This is a genomic window from Candidatus Babeliales bacterium (assembly GCA_036260945.1).
Classification (GTDB): Bacteria; Babelota; Babeliae; order Babelales; family JACPOV01; genus JACPOV01.
Window position 1 is genome coordinate 434,298 of the sequence record DATALT010000002.1, and the last position, 18,214, is coordinate 452,511.

Genomic DNA, 18,214 nt, shown 5'->3' on the forward strand with positions numbered 1-18,214 from the left:
TATTTTAATAAGCTGCGGTAATTATCGCAGCTTATTTTTTTATTGCATTAAAGAAATTGTATTGCATAGATTGATCAAAAAAGGAGATCATCTATGCTTTTTTTATTGCTTGCAGCAATCGGTTTTTTCATCTCTCTCTATGCCGCTCTAACTGAACGAAAAGTAAGTGAGGATCAGAATTATAAAGCGGCGTGCGATTTAACCGATACTATTTCTTGCACCAAACCAATGAAAAGCGAATATGCGCATCTTTTCTATATTTCAAATTCATTTACTGGCATGATTTATTATGCAACTCTAGCAGTTCTTGCGTATTTTCATATACCTCTGCTTGTGATGATAATGGCGATTGGTGGCGCACTCTTTTCATGCTTTCTTGCCTACCTTCTTTATTTTAAAATTAAAGCTCTTTGTTTAGTTTGCACATCGCTTTATATTATTAATTTTTTATTGCTGTTGCTGGCTATTAAAAACTTCTACGCATAAGGAAAATGTTTATGATCAAGAATTTACTTTCATCATCACCGGCTTTAAAAGAATACGGTTTTGCTTTTATCCGCATCACGATCGGCATATTAATGATTTGCCACGGATTTCCCAAAATAATGGGCGGCGTAGCAACGTGGCAATTTTTGGGATCCACCATGGCAAATCTAGGTATTCATTTATGGCCAACCTTCTGGGGCTTTTGTGCTGCATGCGCTGAATTTTTTGGCGGTTTTGCATTAACGCTCGGATTAGGAACGCGCATCGCATCAGCTTTTCTCACTTTCACCATGATCGTAGCATTTTTGATGCATTGGAATAAAGGTGATGCATTCCAAGTGTATTCAGCTGCTCTTACGTTGCTTTTTGTTTTTATTGGCCTCTTTATTGCCGGCGGCGGAAAATATTCGCTCGATTCGTATTTGAAACGTTAATTTTTTTGAGCAATAACAATTATAGTTTGTGGTCGATTTTTTTTAGGCAACAATGCACCGAGTCTGTATCGCATCGTGTAAAGCATAATATGATAGGTATCTTTTAATAAATCCTTTACAGGATTTGTTTTTACTGGTGCATTGCCCGATGCATTAGGAGAAATTTTTTGCTGCTTATCTTTTTTGCTCAACAAACCAATAAGCTTCAACACCATTAAATGCAGAACGATAGAATAACGATACATCTTTTTAAAAACGAAACCGTTTTGCACTAAAAGTGTTTTAACGCTCTGTTCGCCAAAGAAGAAAAGGTGATCAGGATATTGAAATGAGTTAAAAAGAGAATAATAGCGAGGGTGAACATCGCTTAAATTGCCCGTTTCAAAAATGATAAACCCGCCCTCATTTAATTTTTCATGCATCATAGAAAACGCGGCATGCGGATCATGCAAATGGCTTATAACATCGCTATGATAGATAATATCAAACTTTGTTGCCCCAAATGATGAAAGGGAAAACGGCTTTTCTTCGCATGGAATTTTTTGCTTTTCAGAAATAAATGTTGCTTGTACTGGATTAAGTTCAATCGCATACGGCTCAAAACCATCTTTTTTTGCTTGCGCCAGAAAATGCCCGCCGCCAGCTCCAATCTCAAGAATCGCTCCGCACTTTTTATATTTTTTTATAATAGAAAGTGTATGGACGCTATGCAAATATTTAAAATAAGATTGCGTGATGTGCGATTGTGCAGAAATATGCGCATCATTATGCCCATAAATATCCAATACTTCTTGCATCGATGGTCGCGGCGAAATATAAATGAGTGCGCAATTAAAACATTTATTGCCTTCATATCCAGACTCATTAATAACAATGCTGCTTGGCGCTTTGCAATTAAATATGCACGATATTTTTTCCATACTCGCTCTCCCAAAAAAAGTGTCGCGATTTTTTTAGTAGCGTACCTCAATTAATAATCGTTGTAACTGAAAGCTTCGTTGTATTGCTTTTTAAAAAATAAAATCGCTAAGCTACAGTAAAAATAAGAAAGGAAATCGCTATGAGTAATGCTTCCACAATTAAATATTTACGAGAACATGCCTCGCTTTTTATGCTTTTAGGTATTGGATTGGTAATTCTGGGTGTTTTAGCTGTTATCTACGCATTTACCAGTACCCTTATATCAGTAATGTATCTTGGATTCTTTTTGCTTATCGGTGGTGTTTTTGAAGGCATTAAAGCATTCAAAATGAATCGTGCTGGCCACTTTTTCCTGCACGCCCTTCTTTGCATTCTTTATATCCTTGCAGGCCTTTATTTATTCTTTAATCCTGCAATCAATGCAATAACGCTCACGCTCGTTCTTGCAATATTTTTTGTCGTCGCTGGTATATTTAGAATCGCAGTAGCTTTAACCAGAAATGTCCCCCATAAAACATGGCTTCTCATAAATGGTATCATTTCAGTATTGCTTGGCGCATTAATTTGGTACCAATGGCCAGTATCTGGATTATGGGTAATCGGCACGTTTGTAGGGATCGATTTAATTTTTACGGGATGGACCTGGATTATGCTTGCGCCTACCGTAAAACATATTCACGCCCGCCACTAAATCCCTTTTGTATAGCAACGTTAGAAAATAGCCTCTTTTATAGAGGCTATTTTTGTTTTAGCCTCCTATAACTATCCCTATTTTGAACCCCACTGGTAAGGTTGCCTTTTTAAGCACAAAAAATCTTTTCAAGTTGACAATATATGCCCATAGGGTATACTTAATAGTGTTAAGTTACATTCACACTTAATTTACAGAAAATGGAGTTATCTTATGAAAAAAATACTATCACTATTAATGATATCTACTCTCGTTACAAACGTTGCTCTTTCAAACGACTTTTTAAAGAGTATTCAAACTAAAGCAGAAAATTATGCATCAAATATGTATGCATACTTGTACAAAACAGCAACTGATAAATCAGCGTACCAAGAGAATGCAGGCAAATTTGCTACGTTCGGTACTTACGCTTTTGCAGCAAAGAGTATCTTCAAATACGGTATGAATAAAACTGCACCAAAAGCAAATCAGCAAACATTCGGAACTATGCCTAATAGACTGTTCCGTTATTCGTACAATGTATCTGCAAAGGCACTGCCCGCGACTATGATAACATCACTAGGATTTGGCGCAGCCCATTTCTATAACAAATGGAAAAATGCTTAATTTTAGAAATTAAACAATCTTTAAAAAGCGCACTGTAAAAAGTGCGCTTTTTATTAAACAGGAATACAAATGAAAAGAATAATAGCTGCGCTCTTGGTATCGGCTTCGCTGACCGCAGGATTAAACGCGCAAGATAAAAACCTAAGTGATCGCATCGCTTCTCATCTTCAAGCAGAAGAATGTTTTACTATGTCCAAATACTTTGCCGGTGCATCGGCAGCATTCCTTGGCCTTAAAAGTTACTTTGGCTACGCTGCAAATAAGAATGGTAATGCGACGATGAAATGCGCGCAAGAGATGCAGAAACTCAGCATAGCAAATAAAAAATATACGCAATTAAACGCCTATGAACATGATCTTTTTGGAAAACTTGGCAAGCATGCACTACGCGCTACACGCTTTGGCTTTGCACGAACAGTTTCTGGGTTTGCATTTCCAATAGCATTGGGAACATCACTCATTTACGCGTCTTTTGGTGTTCATTCTCAATGGAACGATGCAAATAAAAATTAATAAAGTTATTAAACTGAGAAAAACGATGAAACGCTCTTTTCTGCTCACTCTCTCTTGCTTACTATTTATGAATGTTTGCGACGCGCAACAGCACAAAGATCTGTGGAGTTTGGCCCGTTCATATGTGTGGCCTGATAAAAAAGAAGCTGCGCGCCAAGAGTTCATAAAAAAAACTGTTTCTAATAAAGAATTTAATACCATATACGACTTGGTCAAAGATAAAAATTATCGAGAGCAAAAAGCTTGTTTTTTGCGAGGCAACTGCTCAACTCATCCAATGGATACTCTTGCGCGAGAGATGGAAAAAAACTCTATTTCTATAAAAGAAATCGTTAAGGATATCCACAAAAAACAAGGCCGCGAGGCTTTTGTGCAGAGTAAACAGAAATGGTTGGACTCCACAAAAGAAGAATGGCGACCTAAATTTGAAGGATGGATCCAAGAATTTGAATCATTGGTTGGTCCTCGAATTGAGATGCTTGACGAACAAGAGTCATTATTGAAGCGAAAGCTTATTTTCGACGATTCAGTAAAAGAAATACTTCATCCCGAAATAAAACTATATATAAAACAATTAGTAGATGAACATAAACTTCCAGGAACAATATTTTTCACAGCGCCTGTTTATGACTGTTATGCGGACCCGGGACTTGCTGCGACATATGAGCATCCAAATGTAATAGGGTTCAAAGCACTTGTAGTTGGAGAAATGTTTTTTAACTCCCCCCTACTTAATCAAAAGGCGACTATTGAACATGAAATAAATCATTTAGTTCATAGAGATGGCGTATTTACCGATACTTTGAGCAAAGTTACTGGGATGAGAGGCAAAGAGATTGGAAGGGCCCCAATTTCCCATTTTAAGGAATATCGCTCAGATCAGGAACCTGCAGCAAAAAATTTAAAAACTGCTCAAATAATGGAGAATGATTGGAAATTTCTTGCCGAAGAGAAACCATATAATACGATGCCTTCTACGCATCCACATAGTCTTGACCGTTATAAAGCTGTTAAAACCATTCGCCAATTGCATGAAGCGCAACATCGTGCAAAAGATGGAAAATCTTATCCGCGTTTCACACCTGAGCAATATGAAAAATATGTTGTTGGTTATGAAAAAGCATGGGATAATCATTGTAGTCAGTTGAAGCAAGAAGAAATTAAGAGAAGAAGTAATCAATTATTTACGAGTATGGATCTCTTTTAATAATTTCAAGAATGGTTACTGTGAAAAAACGTATACTGCATCTCATCATTCTCGTTATGATACCACTCAATTCTTCTCCCATTCCTAGAATTTATACGCAAAGAATTGCTTCTATAATAGAAACTTTTGCCAGCACCTCTTTTTTTTCGTTTGTGGGAGCAGTTGCATATTCATATTATAATCAATCGGGCGATATCCCGCCCGCAACAAAAACAGCTCTAGAAAAAATTCTTCGCACCAAAGGTTTGCTTAAACCGAATGAACAGCAAAAATTTGCTTGTGGGCCAGAATGGGCGACGATACTTAATACTATCTATATACCAAAAGAAGAAGCTGCGCGTATGGCCATATGGCCTATAACGGCAGAACAATCCGCTATCACTCTTGATGAAAAAGGCCATCAAGATTACTCTCATTCAATTAAAATGGGTCTTTTGGGTGCAGCATATTGGACGATCTGGCCAGAATTAATTTATTCACGCCCTACTTATTCACTTTTATTTCTAGGGCCGGCTACGGGTTACTTGGCATTTAAAAAATGTTCACGACATTTTGAAAAAGAGGCAGATGATTTTATGATTCAGCATGCGACAGATGCAGAACTCATAGGTGCGAAGAATTTCCTTAAGCGTCATTTGCATAAAGATCGAAACGATCTTTATGCAAAACTCACCGCAACTCATCCATCGTTTAAAGATCGCATTGCAAATATTGAGCAAGAAATTAATCGACGCAAACAAATTAAATAATTTTATGCCCTTGGGTGCTTTTTATCGTACACTTTGCGTACATGGCTTTTTTCTAAATGCGTATAAATTTCCACCGTCGCTAAATTCTCATGGCCTAAAAGCATTTGCAATGAACGCAAGTTTGCCCCTTGCTGCAATAAATGCGTCGCTAATGAATGGCGAAGCATATGCGGCGAAATAGATTTCTTGATGCCAGCACGTTCGCACAACTCTTTTAAAATCATCCAAAACGATTGACGCGAAATTGGTTTTGCAACCTTTCCATAAAGCACTGGAAATAAAAAAGGTGTTGCGTTAACCATTTCCACTGGCATTAATTGTGGGCGCACTGTATTAATATAGTTTCTGATCATTGAAGTAATATGTTCCGGAATCGGAACGAGTCTGCCTTTTCCGCCTTTTCCCAGCACGTAAATAAGTCCACTTTCAAGCTGAAGATGTGCAAGCTCTAAATTAATCAATTCGCTAATGCGCATTCCTGTCGCATACAGAAGATAAAGGATGGCACTATTGCGTTTACCGTGAATCGAACTATCTGCTTGAGCAGTTTGCAAAAGCAGTTCAATTTCTGAAGGTTTTAAATAGGTCGGTAATTTTTTTTCCAGTTTGGGAGCGCGAAGCTGATGAGCTTGCACCTTCCATGAAAGCCGTTCGTTTGCCCAGCGGAAAAAAAGTTTAAGTGTTGAGATTTTACGCGCCATGCTGCGCGCCCCAATCTCTTCGTTTTTAAGAAAATGCAAAAAAGATTTTAAGTTATCTGCCGTAACGTTTTCAAGCTCAATTTCGTCGTTTTTTAAAAATTGAACAAATTGGTTCATATCGCTTTGATATGCTGCAAACGTATTTTTGGAAACCCGCTTTTCTGTGAGCAAGTATGCTTCAAATTGATTCACTACCGATTTCATAATTGGTCTCTTTAAGAGGCGCTATCCTTCGATACTATTTCTCATTGCATTCGAAATCACTCAGGACGAGCGCCGGGTGGGAAACTTCTTAAGCCTAAGCAGCACTGTCCAAACTGAAATCGATATTTCCATGCAAATAACCAGAAGAACTAGCCAATTGAGCTCGCCCTGAATGATTTTTAACTTAGTTAAAAATTGTATCGAAGGGTGCGCAATTATTTAATATGATTTTGCCACAACCGTATCAGTTTTGCTCTTGAGATCGCAATTAAAACAATATTCAAATTCATGGGTTTGCAATAAGCAACGAATCGTCGCTTTATAATGTTTTAATTGTGCCTCGCATTCAGGTTTACCGCACCAACCGGTTTTATAGAAACCATTATCTGCCTCAAGCAAAGGGCCAAATTGAGTTAGTTTTTTGCCGGTGTGCCACAATGCACTTTGCCGTTCATTTGCACGGTCAAACATTGTTTTTTGGAGAAGCAATGTGCGTCCTTCAACCGCTTTTTCTACGGTGGCCATAGGAACCGCTTCTTTTGCAAGCCCCAAGCGATCGCTCAGCATTACGGTGCCATTTGCAACATCACGCGGGCCGATTTCTATGCGCATTGGAACTCCTTTGAGTTCCCATTTATAAAATTTTGCACCCGGCGTTTCATCTTCTCGATCATCTACGTGAACAGAATAACCATGGCCGATTAATTTTTTGGCAATTTTATTCGTTTCATCTTTAATGATCTGAGTATCCGCATCTTTTCTGAAAATTGGCACGATTACAATTTGAATTGGCGCAATTTTTGGAGGAATAACCAAGCCCTTTTCATCACCGTGCACCATGATAACAGCACCAATGGAACGCGTCGTAAATCCCCAGCTTGTTAAATACGGATATGCTTGATTTCCTTGGCGATCCTGAAACATGATGCCAAAAGATTTCGCAAAATTCTGGGAAATAATATGGGAAGTGCAAAGCTGCAACGCTTTTCCGTCCCTCATGATCCCTTCAACCGTGTACGTTGCATCCGCTCCTGCAAACTTTTCACTCTCCGATTTCATGCCAAAAACAACCGGAATTGCAAGGTAATCTTGATACAAATTAATATATTCGCGCCACATCTGCTCAGCTTCGTCTTTGGCTTCTTGAGCTGTTTCATGTGCGGTGTGGCCCTCTTGCCACCAAAACTCAGTAGTACGCAAGAAAGGCCGCGTTCTCATTTCCCAGCGAACGACGTTTGCCCATTGATTTATTTTCATTGGCAAATCGCGCCAGGATTTAATCCATTGCGCAAACATAGAGTGAATTATTGTTTCAGAGGTAGGGCGAATCACCAATGGCTCTTCAAGTTCTTTGCCGCCTGCGATGGTTACTACCGCCAATTCCGGCGAAAAGCCAGCTACGTGCTGTTTTTCTTTTTCGATAAACGATTTTGGAATTAAAAGAGGAAAAGCGGCGTTTTGATGGCCCGTTTCCTTTATGCGTTTATCAAGAATTTCTTTAATATTTTCCCATAGTGCATAGCCGTACGGGCGAATTACCATGCATCCGCGAACCGGTGCGTGATCAGCAAGCTCACTTTTAAAAACAACCTCATTATACCATTCGGAAAACTGGGTCTTGATATCTGGCAATTTGGTACTCATTGATAAAAGTCCATTCGGCTACGATTAATATATTTTTATGTTAAAATACTATAAAGCTCTCAAAAAGTAAAAATTGACCCTGGAGACCTGTCATGAATCCAACACGTTTAACGCTGGAAGAAATTAATGATCTTATTTCGAATTTACCAGGTTGGCGCGCCTATCATCTTCCAACCCACAACTTCATGAACAAACAATTTGAACTGCGCGATTTTGCTACAGCGCTGCGGTTTGTTAATGCAGTTGGTGAGTATGCACAAAAAATTAATCATCACCCTGATATCTCCATCTCGTACAATAAGGTAACCTTGGCGCTCTGGACACACAGCGCCGCCGGGGTTACAGAAAAAGACCTAGTTCTAGCAAGTCAAATTGAGCAAATTATTAAAAAGCCGTTTTCTCAAGATACCACCGTCACAATTGCTCATCTAAAAAATGAGGTCGAAACTTTCATTTCAGAAAGAGAATGGGCGCAATTTCATAGTTTAAAGAATTTAAGCATGGCAATTGCTGCTGAAGCAGCAGAACTCATGGAACCATTTCTATGGACCGACGCATCTCAAGAAAAAAATAATGAAAGCAAACGGGTAGAAATCGAGAATGAACTTGCCGATGTTTTAATTGCATCGCTCGCATTTGCAAATAGATTTAATACCGATATTGCAAAAGCGATTGAACGAAAACTGGAACACAATAGAAAAAAATATCCGATCGAAAAGGCTAAAGGCCGTTCAGATAAATATACAACGTACATCGAAAATTAAGGAAAATAATGAAAAGAAACCAATTGCTGCAATGCCTTAATAATTATGTACCAACCAATGAAGAAGCGATATATAAAAGTCGCATGCTCGCATTCATTCTCGATAATCCTGAATGCTTTGAACGATCACTAGAAATTGGGCATATTACTGCCTCTGCATGGTTATTAAATAAAGATCATTCAAGAGTTCTCTTAATGCACCACGCCAAATTAAATTTGTGGGTACAGTTGGGCGGCCATTGCGATGGTGAATCAGATGTGTTGGCGGTCGCGATTAAAGAAGCGCAAGAAGAATCTGGGATTGATGAAATTGCGCCTGTAAGTACTGAGATATTCGATATCGATATTCATCTCATTCCCGCAAATAAGAAGGAAAAAGAACATTATCATTATGATGTTCGATTTCTTCTTGCAGTTAACAGTAATGATTCGTTTGTACAAAACTCAGAATCGAAAGAACTCAAGTGGTTTGGCATGAACGATGAATTACCAACCGAAAGCCGTTCAATTGCACGCATGGTTGAAAAATGGAAAAGAATGTCTTTAATAAAACCGCTTGCCCAAAGCTTAAAAGAAAAACAATAAAATTTTTTAATAACTATAAATTATAAAGTGACACACGCATTTTTTCTTTTATCTAGCTCTTTCTTGCACACCTTTATTAATTCTTCTAGTTTTTTATTAAAATCCCCGTTAATAAGATATAAGTCGCGCTTTTTCGTCTTAGTATCCATGATAGTGGCAATAATCGTATTATTGAGTGGCATCATTTTTGTAACAATTCCTGAAAATTGTTCGATACCCTTTATTGCATGATTTGCAATCGTGTTAATATTCAAAAGAATAAGCGATGCTTTTAATTCAGTATCAGAAAAGCAAATATCGCCATTTTCAGTTGCAATGATTAAGCGATTGTTTTTGTCGAAAGCAAAAGCTGTTATATGATTTCTTAAAAACTTCCATGTCCCAACTCTATCGTACATGCCGTTCTTCTCTCTATATGCCTTTACACATTCTAAATCGCCAATAGCAACGACCGATCCATCCTGCGTTGATTCAACATGCGGAGTTATACGCGTGGTAATACCGGTTTCTTTAATTGTTTTATTTTGGGGATCTATTGCATAAATTCGATAGGGAGATTTATTTTCGCTTGCAGCAAACAAAACAGATTTTGAATTAATAGCCGCAAACCCGCGCAAAAGTTTTCTATTTTTTATTTTGGTAAATCCTTGCGTAGAAAGATCATAAAATGTGTAGACCGGCAAATCATCCGCCACCGCACTTCCCGGGTGCAGGGGATACCCATGTTCAGAATGCAGATAAACCAGATCGTTGCTTACGAAAAAAGCTGATGAATGAGAATCGAGTTCGGGCTTATCTTTTGGCTTTATAGGCGCTTCGGCTTTCTCGGATTGCAAGTTATAAAAACAAAACATTCTATTTTTGCCGTTCGCATCGCTACTGCAATAGGAAAGTCGTTCTCCATTCGGGCTCAAACTAATACTATTTTTATCAACGCTGCTATCTGGCTGCCAGTAAATATGACCGTTGGCAGTACCGATCACATTCCCTTTTCTATCGATTCTTCGGTTAAGTTCGGGATAGAGTGCGACATCATCATCGTTTCTTTCTAATGCAAATTCACCTTTTTTCTGTTCCATCCCATTAAGGGCATTCGAAAAAATACATAATGCCAAGATTAAATTTTTGATTGCTTTCATAAAGGCTCTCTCCTGATTATGTAAAGATCTTACCATACACTTCCATATAAAAAATAGTATCGATAACTCGTTTTTTCGCTTATCATAGAAGAACGACTAACATTACGAATAAAGCGATAACAATGATTACTACAGAAAAATTGACCATACCAATTGCTAACGCTTGGCGCAAAAATCGCACGACCCCAAGTTTGCAGGAAAGTTATCACACGATTCCAATAAATCCTGCATGGCCTTGGTGGCGGAAGATGCTTGCTTTTGGTGGACCTGGCTATTTGGTAGCGGTTGGATATATGGATCCGGGAAACTGGGCAACCGATCTTGCTGCTGGATCTGCGTTTAACTATACCTTACTCTCCATTATTCTGCTTTCAAATCTCATGGCGATCCTGCTGCAACATTTAGCAGCAAAGTTGGGGATAGTTACAGGAAGAGATTTGGCACAAGCATGCAGAGATCACTTTTCAAAACCGATTACGCTGGGTTTATGGGTATTGTGTGAAATAGCAATTTGTGCCACAGATTTGGCAGAGGTTATAGGTTCTGCAATCGCTTTAAATTTACTTTTTAATCTCCCAATGTTTATTGGCGTATGCTTAACAGCGCTGGATGTTTTTGCATTGCTTTATTTGCAAAAATTCCATTTTAGATACGTTGAGGGAATAGTAATTCTATTGATGACGGTCATCGCTGGTTGCTTTTGGTACGAAATTGCTATTTCATCTCCCAACATTGGCTTAATCATTTCAAATTTACTCCCTAGAGCAGAAATATTTTCTCATCCTGAAATGCTGTACATAGCAATTGGGATAGTGGGTGCGACCGTAATGCCGCACAATCTATATCTTCATTCGTCAATTGTGCAAACAAGAAAACATGATCAAACAAAAGAGGGTAAGCGTGAAGCGATTAAGTTCAGCACGATAGATACAACTGTCGCGCTGACGATAGCCTTTTTCATAAATGCAGCAATTTTAATTGTCTCTGCGGCAGTATTTTATTCACGAGGCTACAAAGAAATAACAGAAATTGAGCAAGCGTATCAGCTTTTGAGCCCACTTTTAGGAATTCCGCTTGCAAGCACACTTTTTGCTGTGGCTCTTCTTGCGTCAGGCCAAAATTCAACGTTGACCGGGACCTTAGCTGGTCAAATTGTAATGGAAGGTTTTTTGGAAATACGTCTCAGACCTTGGATGCGAAGACTGTTAACTAGATCGATCGCGCTCGTTCCTGCAATTATATGTGTTCTATTTTATGGGGATGCGAGCGTTGCACGACTTCTTCTTTTAAGCCAGGTCATTTTGAGCTTTCAGTTAGGTTTTGCGATTATTCCACTTATCATGTTTACAAGCGACAGAAAAAAAATGGGCCCGCACGTTAATTCTCGCTTGATCACGATCCTTGCGTGGCTTTCTGCTGCCTTAATTATTGGGCTTAATTGTAAGTATTTATTTGATCTAGCGGTTGGTTATTTAAGCTAAGATTTGCTATTATTTCAACAAAAAACGCTCTTTAGAATTAAATGGGAACTTAAATGAATCATTCAGTATCTGCACAAAAGAAAATTTCGAATGTAATTATGGCCACTTTTTTGATAATTACCGCACCTGCTCAATGCACAGAATGGTATGAAAATCCGATTTTTGCTGGGCTTGCAGGTCTTTCAATCGGTGGATCGGTCGCTTCTGGGTTATGGTGGTATAATTCTTCAACACCGCCCAATGTGGATTCACTTCTTTTAAAAGCGGATGCACTGCAAGAGAAAATAGATCCAATTATTATCAGTTTTAAAGATGAGCAAGAAACAGAAAACTATCTCTTTAGCAATAGGAATGCAGCCGATAGATTAACCGAAAAAATTTCAGAATTTTTTACAGAATCGGATGCACTTTTGAAAGAATCGATGCGACCAGATCTACTTAAAGATTTGAATCCAGAAAAAAAAGAACTTCTTAATAAAATGCGTTCAGAAATCAATAAAAATAGAAGTGCTGCAAAACAATTATCAATTTTAGTCGAAAGCCGCTGGCCATTTCTTAAAATAAACAATTATTTGGCAAACAATTATATTGAGCTTCCAATTGCAAAGCCGGATGCTTCCAATCCTTATCCGCATATGCGCAAAATAAGTATGTTGAATAATGAAGTCGCCGATTTAATAGAGACGCTTAATAAATCAAAAGAGTTATTAAGCGATAAAAAGAACACTCGATTTGAAATGCTTCAAAAAAATGCTGAAATCAGAATAACGAAATTAAACGCTGAATTAGGAAAATTGAGCGAAAAGCCTGAATACAAGCAAGAGCTTACCCGCCGAGAAACGGAACGCCATCACCGGGAGTTGGAAGTAAAAAAAGAGCGTAAAGTGAAAGCAAAAGAACAAGAAGCTGCAGCTTTATTAATTGACGCAACAGCTAGACAAACACAGGCAGAGTTGGCGAGTTATGCTTATCAGAAAAAATTAATTGACGCAGAAAATACCGCAAAAATCGCTCAATCAAAAATCGATTTGGCTGAATCGAAAGTGAAATCAGCAGAATCTAAAACGATAACTGCACAAGAAAATGAAAAACAGGCCCAGAATAATTATGAAGCGGAGAAAAGTCTCGTTCAAAAAATACGTGCATGCATAATCGGTTTTGTGAAAGCTCAGGATGCAAATCTCAAGAAAGCTCAGGATGCTTACGATTCACTCGAGCGTGAATTTATCACCCCATCAGTAAATCCTGAATTGGTTGAAGAGCGTATAGCAAAACTTAAGGAACATGCCCAAAAGATTAAAGATGCATTCGTGCCCGTTTGTCCTGGATGCATTAAAGACCTTGAGAATGGCACTTTTGATCATCCATGCAATCACGGTGCTGGAAAATAGTTCTAAAATAAAAAAACGCCAGATTTTGGCGATTTTATTGAAAGTGAGATGGGAACTCATAGGTTTAACCCTACGTCTCTCGTCTATACTTACGCATGTAGAGAGCTTAGCTTCTAACTACCTCCCCATCTCCTAATTACAATGATAACAAAGGCTAGCACGCAAAATCAACGATTCAGCTAGGTTTTTTATATAAAATTAGCCCTTAACTAAAGCCCTATTGGTTTTCTCTATTAATTCAGAAAGAGATAGTTAATGTGTCAAATAAATAAAGAAATTAGCTTAAGAAAAAAGAAATTATTAGGCTTGCTCTATTGATGATCTATTAAATCCTTGAGAGCCTCTTTAAAACTTCTTTATACTAGTATCAAGGGATAGTTTAGGGGAGTTAAGTAATGAGCATATTCCAAATGCGCAGAGGCGCATGGGGTATTTTTTGCGTCTTTATATGCTTATTTTTAGCTATTGGTGCTGCTGAAGATGGTAAAGGTTTTTCACAAGCAGAAAAACCGCAATTTGCTTATTTATTTGCTCACGGTTTAGGCGCAACTCAGCAACAATTCGCTCTTTTTGCGCAAGTGCCCGAAATAGATTTAAAAAAAAATCAGAATTGGTTTCTTTATGATCCCGTAGTTCTTTTTAATTTTCCAGATGCAAAGAATGATAAAGGCGAGTATCTAAAAGAACATGTAAATTTAGGTCAAAAAAAAGATATTGATCAACTCCATGCTACTATCGTGGCAGCGCTCGCTCAATTACCCGGAGCTGGTTTGGTTCTAACAGGGATTTCACGCGGAGCGGCAACGATTCTTAATTTGCTAGCACTCGCGCAACCTAATTATGTTGCAGCAGTCGTTCTTGAATCTCCGTTTGATTCGTTCAAATCTGTAATCAATCATCTTCTCAAGCGGTTTGGCGTACAATGGCTTCCTTTTTCAGAAAAAATAGGTGCCAAAATCGCACAATCACAGTTCCCTTCTCTCAATCTGGACGGTATCGCTCCGTGCAAAGTTGCTTCATATATTCCGCAGCATGTTCCAATATTATTTGTGCATTCTGCAAAAGATAAAGTCGTTCCAGTTCAGTGTTCGCGAAAATTGTATATAAAATTGAAAGAAACCGGGCACCAGCATGTTTATTTACTCGAACTTCCATCTGGTGATCACGGAAAATTAATGAACAGTGAACATTCTCTAATGTACCAAAATGCGGTGCACGCTTTTTATAAAAAATATGGGTTGCCGCACCAAGAAGATTTCGCCAAGCATGGCGAAGCGTTCTTAGCGCTTGCACAACCAGGAATTGCCGAAGTGCAAGCTCGTGATAAAAGAGCTTTAAATCTTTCCGATGATCAAGAAGATTAGCCAGATTGTGCATTTCCCATCAGTACAGAAGCAGCTTATCAAAAAAACATAGATAAGCCCAACTAATCTTATAGTGAGCTCGAAAAATAGCCCACTTGACATTTATTTCCTATTTGGCATAATATTAATAAATAGTAAATAAATGGAGAAATCTATGAAAAAATCACTCATCTTTTTAGCGCTTTTTGGAATTCCACACGTACTCTTCCCGATGGAGGAGGGAAACTCTAAAAATACTAAAAACCAATTTCAAAGTTCCTTAAATAATAATGCTACTCACGATCTTGCTCAACTACCTATCAAAAAAGCACTGATTTGCGGGTCTCATGAGCGCTTTACTTCTATTTTGCAACCGTACAATAAGACGCACGACGTAAAAGATATTGTAAAACTAATTCATCAAGAGGATCTTACGATTGCGAAATTCATTTCTAGCTTTTTTAATTACCGTTGGATGCATCTCTACTTCAATATGTTGGTAAAAAACAAAACGGAAAATCCTAAGCTGAAAACAGTAGCCCTCTTAAAAGAATCATCTGATTTAAATAATGCCATGATTGACCCTGCCCCGACCGTCCAGTTTTCAGATTCTATACCGGCTAACTTGCAATCGCTTATTAATAACATCGTTGATAGTCATTCTCTATTATCCAAAAAATATTTTTACGTAAAAACATTCAAAGATGAACCGAAAACATTAAAAGAAAGCGATGGCAAGCTCATTACGTTCATCAAAAATGGTGAAATCCAGTTGAATATTGAAGTTACCTCTAACGAAGAATATAACAAGGGCGTAATAGTTCATGAGATAACGCACGCCATTGTAGGGGAAACCTGGATGAAAGAAAGGTTGAAAAAAGAAAATTTGTTTTTTACAAAAGCAATGAATCATTTAGTAGAAAGACAAGCGGATCTTCTCATTTCCTCAACTGATAAAAAGTATGCAGCTTTCGTTCAGGAACATCTGGAAGTATTACATAAAGAAGAGAAAGATGACGGTAGCGAAACTCATCCTAGTACTCTCAGCCGCTTAGAAGATATTATATACCTCAATAAACTTTTAGAAGCGGAAGAAAAACTGCAAAAAAAAGAATGAATTCATATTATTATGATACAGATTTAACCCAGTCTTTGCTAACTTTTAAATTGCTTTTCTATTAATTCATAGTACGATGATTTAAGGGGAAGCTCAATAATCAGTTTTGGGTCTAAAGGAATTTGCACCAACCTTTTGCACGTTACTCTTTGTTTTACTTCGCAATAATCTGTAACAATAACGTCCCCGTTTTTCAATTCTGCAATATAGATTTTATTTTTATGGATTTGATTTTCTGTATCCAATCCGCACGTGAGACGCTTTACCTTTGCAATATCATCAGCATTAACAATAGAAAGTTTCTCTATTGCCTCTTTTGAAAATCCATTTTGAAAAAGCGCTATCTGCGCATACTCCTGCCTCTTTGACTCATCCATATCGGCTTCCATGGCGGTGATTGAAATAGAAAATAAAATGCAGATTAATATTCGAATCATTTGATCGGCCTTATCCCATTTTGTTGATCAAATAATAATTTAATTTCATCAAAACAATCTGATGGTATTGGCTCGGATATGATAATTCCCTCGTCGCTATCGGTTCTTTTAATGCAAAATTTTTCATCTCGGTGCTGTGCAGCGATCAATTCGGTGCCATCATTCAATTTAGCGGTATAATAAATACCACCGTGCGGATTTTCGAAGATACCGTTCTCGAGATTTTGCTCTTTGGTGATCGAAACTATTTTAAGTTTTTTAATAGATGCAGTTTCTTTTTTTATAAGTGGTGTATCTGATAATTGGTCATTAACCACTGATACTTCTGAATTTTCCATCGCGCAAGAGTAATAAAAAAAAGATAAGAAAAAGATTGGCAAAAAAATAAATCGAATTAGTCTCATCCCTCCCCCTCATTTTTTTATTTTTCAATCCAGCGCATGCATGCAACCAATAGTTCTAGCATAGATTGAAAAATAATCTATTTGCAATATTTAAATATAAATCGTTTTAAAATAATTTATTATTGAGAGTTTTTATTGGAAAGTTGAATGGTGGATCGCTGAGATTTTTGGGCAAGATATTTTTCTTCAATCATCGTATAATATTTTTCACCCTCTTCTAAAACTAAGGGTACTTGAACGTTAGGAACGTACCGAGTGCACTTTTTCGTTTGTTTACCTTCAAAATTGCAATAATCGGCAACAATCAAACCGCCTTTTTTCAGTTTAGCGCTATAGACACGCCCGATCGTGCTTCCCTCGTGTTGGAAATCCGCTTTTATTTTAATATCTATAATCTCTTCGGGATCAATTTCCATGAACTTCTTAATATCCTCGTCTCGGTATCCCGCCGTTATGAAAGCAATAAATACAATCTTTTTTTTGGATGCTTCAAAATCGATCCCCGTATCCATAGCACTACTTTGAGTCAATACAAAAAATAATGCAACCGTTAAAACACTTAATCTGCATACGCGCATGATCATCCCTCTAAGAGACAACGAGTTCGTTATCATCCAACCTGACACGCTCAATTTTGAGCGCATTTCCAGTTGCAGTATCAATTTCGATAACGACGCCGCACATAAAATATGGTTTTTCTGTTTCCACAACAAATTTTACCGGCATTTGCGTTATAAAATTCCTAATGATCGCATCTTTTTTCATGCCGATCATAGAATTAAGAGAACCGGCCATTCCTAAATCGGTAATAAACGCGGTACCATTTGGCAGAATGCGTTCATCCGCAGTCTGTACATGCGTATGAGTTCCGACAACTGCACTAACTCTTCCATCCAAGAAAAAGCCCATGGCAATTTTCTCTGCTGTTGTTTCAGCATGAAAATCGACAATGATTGTTTTTGTCTTTGTTTGCAAAAAAGTGAGCGCAGAATCCATCGTTTTAAATGGGCAGGCAAGATGCTCTCGCATAAATACGCGTCCTTGAATATTTATAACCCCAATTGTTTGGCCATGAATTGAAAAAGTAGTAACGCCAGTTCCGGGGCATTCATTAGGGAAATTTTCAGGGCGCAATAAATCGGTGTTATATTTTAAATATTCAAAAATATCTTTGTGATGCCAGATATGGTTTCCGCTCGTGACGACGTCAACACCCAAATGTTTAAAAAAGTGCATTAATTTAGGTGTAATGCCGCGACCATCCGCACTATTTTCACCGTTAACGATTACGCCATTTATTTCATACTTTTCACGCAATTTTGGCAAATGCTTTTGCACCATCGCGCATCCTGCAGGCCCAACCACATCTCCAAGGAGTAAAATTCGTACAATGCTCAT

At 37.9% G+C, this 18,214-nt stretch carries 21 protein-coding genes; 13 read left to right on the plus strand and 8 right to left on the minus strand.

Annotation, left to right across the window (positions count from 1 at the left end; translation table 11 throughout):
* Positions 1 to 93 precede the first annotated feature (93 nt).
* On the plus strand, positions 94 to 486 hold the full coding sequence (locus VHO47_02785) for a vitamin K epoxide reductase family protein (protein ID HEX2978019.1): 393 nt from the start codon (positions 94 to 96) through the stop codon (positions 484 to 486).
* A gap of 11 nt (positions 487 to 497) precedes the next feature.
* The gene (locus VHO47_02790; protein ID HEX2978020.1) at positions 498 to 920 is read left to right on the plus strand and encodes a DoxX family protein; all 423 of its coding nucleotides are present in this window, start codon (positions 498 to 500) and stop codon (positions 918 to 920) included.
* On the opposite strand, the gene VHO47_02795 is transcribed toward VHO47_02790, so the two are convergent.
* Positions 917 to 1,840, minus strand: coding sequence for a class I SAM-dependent methyltransferase (locus VHO47_02795; GenBank protein HEX2978021.1), 924 nt, complete (start codon positions 1,838 to 1,840; stop codon positions 917 to 919). The genes VHO47_02790 and VHO47_02795 overlap by 4 nt on opposite strands.
* 140 nt (positions 1,841 to 1,980) lie before the next feature.
* Between VHO47_02795 and VHO47_02800 the strand changes: the two genes are divergently transcribed.
* From VHO47_02800 to VHO47_02820, 5 genes are all read left to right on the plus strand, one after another.
* Positions 1,981 to 2,532, plus strand: a complete 552-nt coding sequence (locus VHO47_02800) for an HdeD family acid-resistance protein (GenBank protein HEX2978022.1) — start codon at positions 1,981 to 1,983, stop codon at positions 2,530 to 2,532.
* 213 nt (positions 2,533 to 2,745) lie between these two features.
* The gene (locus VHO47_02805; GenBank protein HEX2978023.1) at positions 2,746 to 3,138 is read left to right on the plus strand and encodes a hypothetical protein; all 393 of its coding nucleotides are present in this window, start codon (positions 2,746 to 2,748) and stop codon (positions 3,136 to 3,138) included.
* 69 nt (positions 3,139 to 3,207) lie between these two features.
* Positions 3,208 to 3,651 (plus strand): hypothetical protein, encoded by a 444-nt coding sequence (locus tag VHO47_02810; protein HEX2978024.1) that lies wholly within the window; start codon positions 3,208 to 3,210, stop codon positions 3,649 to 3,651.
* 25 nt (positions 3,652 to 3,676) lie between these two features.
* On the plus strand, positions 3,677 to 4,858 hold the full coding sequence (locus tag VHO47_02815) for a hypothetical protein (protein HEX2978025.1): 1,182 nt from the start codon (positions 3,677 to 3,679) through the stop codon (positions 4,856 to 4,858).
* 20 nt (positions 4,859 to 4,878) lie between these two features.
* Complete coding sequence (locus VHO47_02820) at positions 4,879 to 5,607, plus strand: M48 family metalloprotease (GenBank protein HEX2978026.1); 729 nt, start codon at positions 4,879 to 4,881, stop codon at positions 5,605 to 5,607.
* 2 nt (positions 5,608 to 5,609) lie between these two features.
* On the opposite strand, the gene VHO47_02825 is transcribed toward VHO47_02820, so the two are convergent.
* Together VHO47_02825 and proS are read right to left on the minus strand one after the other, a co-directional pair.
* Complete coding sequence (locus VHO47_02825) at positions 5,610 to 6,512, minus strand: tyrosine recombinase (protein ID HEX2978027.1); 903 nt, start codon at positions 6,510 to 6,512, stop codon at positions 5,610 to 5,612.
* A gap of 219 nt (positions 6,513 to 6,731) precedes the next feature.
* Positions 6,732 to 8,156: a proline--tRNA ligase gene (proS, locus tag VHO47_02830; protein ID HEX2978028.1), complete on the minus strand. Its 1,425-nt coding sequence runs from the start codon at positions 8,154 to 8,156 to the stop codon at positions 6,732 to 6,734.
* A 92-nt stretch (positions 8,157 to 8,248) separates the two neighbouring features.
* Between proS and VHO47_02835 the strand changes: the two genes are divergently transcribed.
* Both VHO47_02835 and VHO47_02840 read left to right on the plus strand, forming a co-directional pair.
* Positions 8,249 to 8,920, plus strand: coding sequence for a 4a-hydroxytetrahydrobiopterin dehydratase (locus VHO47_02835; protein HEX2978029.1), 672 nt, complete (start codon positions 8,249 to 8,251; stop codon positions 8,918 to 8,920).
* A gap of 8 nt (positions 8,921 to 8,928) precedes the next feature.
* Positions 8,929 to 9,504 (plus strand): NUDIX hydrolase, encoded by a 576-nt coding sequence (locus tag VHO47_02840; GenBank protein HEX2978030.1) that lies wholly within the window; start codon positions 8,929 to 8,931, stop codon positions 9,502 to 9,504.
* Between the two features lie 20 nt (positions 9,505 to 9,524).
* Here VHO47_02840 and VHO47_02845 read toward each other — a convergent pair whose 3' ends face one another.
* Positions 9,525 to 10,643, minus strand: a complete 1,119-nt coding sequence (locus VHO47_02845; protein HEX2978031.1) for a hypothetical protein — start codon at positions 10,641 to 10,643, stop codon at positions 9,525 to 9,527.
* A 122-nt stretch (positions 10,644 to 10,765) separates the two neighbouring features.
* Between VHO47_02845 and VHO47_02850 the strand changes: the two genes are divergently transcribed.
* The 4 genes from VHO47_02850 to VHO47_02865 all read left to right on the plus strand — a co-directional run bounded on the left by VHO47_02850 (position 10,766) and on the right by VHO47_02865 (position 15,975).
* Positions 10,766 to 12,124, plus strand: coding sequence for an Nramp family divalent metal transporter (locus VHO47_02850; protein HEX2978032.1), 1,359 nt, complete (start codon positions 10,766 to 10,768; stop codon positions 12,122 to 12,124).
* Positions 12,125 to 12,177: 53 nt separating this feature from the next.
* The gene (locus VHO47_02855; GenBank protein ID HEX2978033.1) at positions 12,178 to 13,515 is read left to right on the plus strand and encodes a hypothetical protein; all 1,338 of its coding nucleotides are present in this window, start codon (positions 12,178 to 12,180) and stop codon (positions 13,513 to 13,515) included.
* A 395-nt stretch (positions 13,516 to 13,910) separates the two neighbouring features.
* Positions 13,911 to 14,879, plus strand: a complete 969-nt coding sequence (locus VHO47_02860) for a prolyl oligopeptidase family serine peptidase (GenBank protein ID HEX2978034.1) — start codon at positions 13,911 to 13,913, stop codon at positions 14,877 to 14,879.
* Positions 14,880 to 15,033: 154 nt separating this feature from the next.
* Positions 15,034 to 15,975, plus strand: coding sequence for a hypothetical protein (locus tag VHO47_02865; GenBank protein ID HEX2978035.1), 942 nt, complete (start codon positions 15,034 to 15,036; stop codon positions 15,973 to 15,975).
* A 38-nt stretch (positions 15,976 to 16,013) separates the two neighbouring features.
* On the opposite strand, the gene VHO47_02870 is transcribed toward VHO47_02865, so the two are convergent.
* The 4 genes from VHO47_02870 to VHO47_02885 form a co-directional block, all read right to left on the minus strand.
* Entirely contained in the window at positions 16,014 to 16,412 is a 399-nt protein-coding gene (locus VHO47_02870; protein ID HEX2978036.1) for a hypothetical protein, read from the minus strand.
* Positions 16,409 to 16,816, minus strand: coding sequence for a hypothetical protein (locus tag VHO47_02875; protein ID HEX2978037.1), 408 nt, complete (start codon positions 16,814 to 16,816; stop codon positions 16,409 to 16,411). Before VHO47_02875 ends, VHO47_02870 begins: the two co-directional genes overlap by 4 nt.
* Before the next feature lie 119 nt (positions 16,817 to 16,935).
* Complete coding sequence (locus VHO47_02880) at positions 16,936 to 17,394, minus strand: hypothetical protein (GenBank protein ID HEX2978038.1); 459 nt, start codon at positions 17,392 to 17,394, stop codon at positions 16,936 to 16,938.
* Positions 17,395 to 17,404: 10 nt separating this feature from the next.
* A complete protein-coding gene (locus VHO47_02885) occupies positions 17,405 to 18,214 on the minus strand; it encodes a TIGR00282 family metallophosphoesterase (protein HEX2978039.1) in 810 nt (269 codons plus the stop codon).

Coding starts and splice junctions, on each gene's coding strand:
- VHO47_02810 (HEX2978024.1), top strand. CDS start 3,208: ATGAAAAGAATAATAGCTGCGCTCTTGGTATCGGCTTCGCTGACCGCA.
- proS (HEX2978028.1), bottom strand. CDS start 8,156: ATGAGTACCAAATTGCCAGATATCAAGACCCAGTTTTCCGAATGGTAT.
- VHO47_02880 (HEX2978038.1), bottom strand. CDS start 17,394: ATGCGCGTATGCAGATTAAGTGTTTTAACGGTTGCATTATTTTTTGTA.
- VHO47_02845 (HEX2978031.1), bottom strand. CDS start 10,643: ATGAAAGCAATCAAAAATTTAATCTTGGCATTATGTATTTTTTCGAAT.
- VHO47_02795 (HEX2978021.1), bottom strand. CDS start 1,840: ATGGAAAAAATATCGTGCATATTTAATTGCAAAGCGCCAAGCAGCATT.
- VHO47_02865 (HEX2978035.1), top strand. CDS start 15,034: ATGAAAAAATCACTCATCTTTTTAGCGCTTTTTGGAATTCCACACGTA.
- VHO47_02885 (HEX2978039.1), bottom strand. CDS start 18,214: ATGAGCATTGTACGAATTTTACTCCTTGGAGATGTGGTTGGGCCTGCA.
- VHO47_02860 (HEX2978034.1), top strand. CDS start 13,911: ATGAGCATATTCCAAATGCGCAGAGGCGCATGGGGTATTTTTTGCGTC.
- VHO47_02815 (HEX2978025.1), top strand. CDS start 3,677: ATGAAACGCTCTTTTCTGCTCACTCTCTCTTGCTTACTATTTATGAAT.
- VHO47_02850 (HEX2978032.1), top strand. CDS start 10,766: ATGATTACTACAGAAAAATTGACCATACCAATTGCTAACGCTTGGCGC.
- VHO47_02790 (HEX2978020.1), top strand. CDS start 498: ATGATCAAGAATTTACTTTCATCATCACCGGCTTTAAAAGAATACGGT.
- VHO47_02855 (HEX2978033.1), top strand. CDS start 12,178: ATGAATCATTCAGTATCTGCACAAAAGAAAATTTCGAATGTAATTATG.
- VHO47_02825 (HEX2978027.1), bottom strand. CDS start 6,512: ATGAAATCGGTAGTGAATCAATTTGAAGCATACTTGCTCACAGAAAAG.
- VHO47_02800 (HEX2978022.1), top strand. CDS start 1,981: ATGAGTAATGCTTCCACAATTAAATATTTACGAGAACATGCCTCGCTT.
- VHO47_02785 (HEX2978019.1), top strand. CDS start 94: ATGCTTTTTTTATTGCTTGCAGCAATCGGTTTTTTCATCTCTCTCTAT.
- VHO47_02840 (HEX2978030.1), top strand. CDS start 8,929: ATGAAAAGAAACCAATTGCTGCAATGCCTTAATAATTATGTACCAACC.
- VHO47_02875 (HEX2978037.1), bottom strand. CDS start 16,816: ATGAGACTAATTCGATTTATTTTTTTGCCAATCTTTTTCTTATCTTTT.
- VHO47_02870 (HEX2978036.1), bottom strand. CDS start 16,412: ATGATTCGAATATTAATCTGCATTTTATTTTCTATTTCAATCACCGCC.
- VHO47_02835 (HEX2978029.1), top strand. CDS start 8,249: ATGAATCCAACACGTTTAACGCTGGAAGAAATTAATGATCTTATTTCG.
- VHO47_02805 (HEX2978023.1), top strand. CDS start 2,746: ATGAAAAAAATACTATCACTATTAATGATATCTACTCTCGTTACAAAC.